This is a genomic window from Bilophila wadsworthia ATCC 49260 (assembly GCF_000701705.1).
GTDB classification, from domain to species: Bacteria; Desulfobacterota; Desulfovibrionia; order Desulfovibrionales; family Desulfovibrionaceae; genus Bilophila; species Bilophila wadsworthia.
Window position 1 is genome coordinate 1 of record NZ_JNJP01000177.1, and the last position, 1934, is coordinate 1934.

Consider the following 1934-nt stretch of genomic DNA (forward strand, 5'->3'; position numbering starts at 1 on the left):
TCGTCAAGGTACGAGTCGGGCGAAGCGTAAGGAAACGCCGCCATATCGAAAAAGACGGCGATTACGGCGGCCAGCATACCGAGCGAGAGCTTGTAACGGACGATCGGGAACTGTTCAGGCGAGCAGAAAGCCACAAGGCCGGTCACAAAAAGCGCCAGAACGGCGAAAAAGAAGAACTGAAAACGCGGATTGAGCAGTCTGATAAAGAGCTTCATCGGGAATCCCCCTGCGGGTTTGCGGGATTCCAGAAAGAGGAATCCCCGGACTGCTACAAAGTAGCAGCGACGGGGATTCAGGCTAGTTGACGGATGTCAGCGGGGGTTAATAGCCTTCGGCACAAAGAAGATAAGTTCCTGCTTCTAGAGATAATAGTGCTGAAAATTTCATATGTTGTTTTTTTATGTCAGCTTCTTCTTTCTTTCCATTGATAATTTCATTGTTTTCAAGAGATAGACGTTTGACGAAGTTTTCTCTGATTTCACTATATTCTGAATCAAGATAGTTTTTTATTGCTATAGCGCCAAGCATATCAACCGCTGTCTTTGACTCATCCATCCATTTTAATACAGCTAGTTCTTTAGGTATTTTTTTGTCAAAAGTTATAACTATAATAATATCTTCTACTTCTCCAGAAGGTTTTCCTCTCCATATGAGTGAAAATGTATGTGAAAATTCATACGATCTTGATATAAAATTTTCCTCATTAACTTCATCTGTCTTTGTGAGAGTCCATGAATCATCCATCTTGGCCATCATGGGCAACACTTCATTCATCTTATCTTCAGTTAATTTACCTAGTTGCGATTTGGCATGACACAGGGAGCAGAACACGAAAATCAGTAAAATAGACAAGTAGGGCCGGAAATAGCGCATAATCCCCATCCTCACCATAACCGCGCCTGTTCCACCCCCTGACCAAACAGCGGCGCGTTTGCCGTCTGGCATGGCACTCGTTTGAGGATACGCCAGACTTGCCTATCAGACAACTGATAGCGCCGGGCCAGCTTTTCGACTATTTCCCGCTCGGTTATGCCCTGCTTTGCCAGAGCGTTGCGAAACGCTATTAACTCGGCGTCGCGGGCGTCCATGATCGTCGAACGGCAGTTAGGTATATACAGCGACACCCCTCCATATTCACGGCAAAGGGCTGTTGCGATTTCCTTGCCGATGGTTTCGCACAGACGGCGATAGCGGGCTTCGCCGATCGCGGACGCGCGCAGGGGAACCGGGATCGTAGTGCCTCCAAGCTTTTCCACCAGATACGACACGGCGGGCAAGCCGAGCCTGTCCGCCATATCGCGCAGGGAAGCGGGAAGCGTCTCAAGCGCCAGCATTGCCGTTTTCCTGCGCCCGCTGGTGCTTGACCAGAGCCGTGATCACGCCGCCGAGCTGTTCGCCGTCAAGCCAAGAAAGCCCCACGCCGTACATACGTTTGGCGATCGCCTCGACGTATGCCCACGGCTTTTTGGTTTCAAGGCGAAGCGCATTGATTTTCTTGAGCAGTTCCGCAAATTCCGGGCGAACCTTCGGGGCCTTTGGGAGGCTCCCTTTCCATCCGCGCTTGCGCAGGGCGGCGATAACCGCAACAAGCTGGCGATCCGTGCAGGATGCAGCCGAGATTTTGCCTGTCAAATTGAACAGCATGGCGCGATAGGTATCTTCATCAAGCCCAAGGTCTTTCTGTGCGATATGTATCTTTGCCATAAGCGACTTGCGCGATTCCATTCAGCACCTCACAAGGTTGTCGACAGGGTGAAGCTCAACGCCGCCGTACACCATGACGGCGACATACCAACGCCCATCGGCGGCCCGGATGGGCGCGCTGGCGACGTAACCCGTCCAGACGGGCGACGCGCCCGGTACGCCGCGCGGCACTTTGACGCGGGTCTTTACAGGAAGATCCGGCACGGTCACGGGCGTGATCTCGCCGCCCG

Annotated in this window: 4 protein-coding genes and 1 pseudogene; all 5 read right to left on the reverse strand. The window is 52.0% G+C overall.

Translation table 11 applies throughout. The annotated features are described in order from the left end of the window. A partial coding sequence (locus tag T370_RS23310; RefSeq protein WP_034507581.1) for a putative holin occupies positions 1-215 on the reverse strand: 215 nt, incomplete at its 3' end. A 106-nt stretch (positions 216-321) separates the two neighbouring features. Beyond that, complete coding sequence (locus T370_RS0121740; protein ID WP_162177155.1) at positions 322-945, reverse strand: hypothetical protein; 624 nt, start codon at positions 943-945, stop codon at positions 322-324. Then, the gene (locus T370_RS0121745; RefSeq protein ID WP_051643944.1) at positions 885-1334 is read right to left on the reverse strand and encodes a Mor transcription activator family protein; all 450 of its coding nucleotides are present in this window, start codon (positions 1332-1334) and stop codon (positions 885-887) included. Before T370_RS0121745 ends, T370_RS0121740 begins: the two co-directional genes overlap by 61 nt. Then, positions 1321-1704, reverse strand: a complete 384-nt coding sequence (locus T370_RS0121750; protein WP_248604302.1) for a regulatory protein GemA — start codon at positions 1702-1704, stop codon at positions 1321-1323. The genes T370_RS0121745 and T370_RS0121750 overlap by 14 nt, the downstream gene beginning before the upstream one ends. Positions 1705-1725: 21 nt before the next feature. Beyond that, a pseudogene (locus T370_RS25445) lies at positions 1726-1934 on the reverse strand (hypothetical protein); the annotation flags it as partial.

Excerpts from the sequence above, each read along its gene's own strand:
- T370_RS0121740 (WP_162177155.1), bottom strand. The coding sequence starts at position 945 with ATGCCAGACGGCAAACGCGCCGCTGTTTGGTCAGGGGGTGGAACAGGC.
- T370_RS0121745 (WP_051643944.1), bottom strand. The coding sequence starts at position 1,334 with ATGCTGGCGCTTGAGACGCTTCCCGCTTCCCTGCGCGATATGGCGGAC.
- T370_RS0121750 (WP_248604302.1), bottom strand. The coding sequence starts at position 1,704 with ATGGCAAAGATACATATCGCACAGAAAGACCTTGGGCTTGATGAAGAT.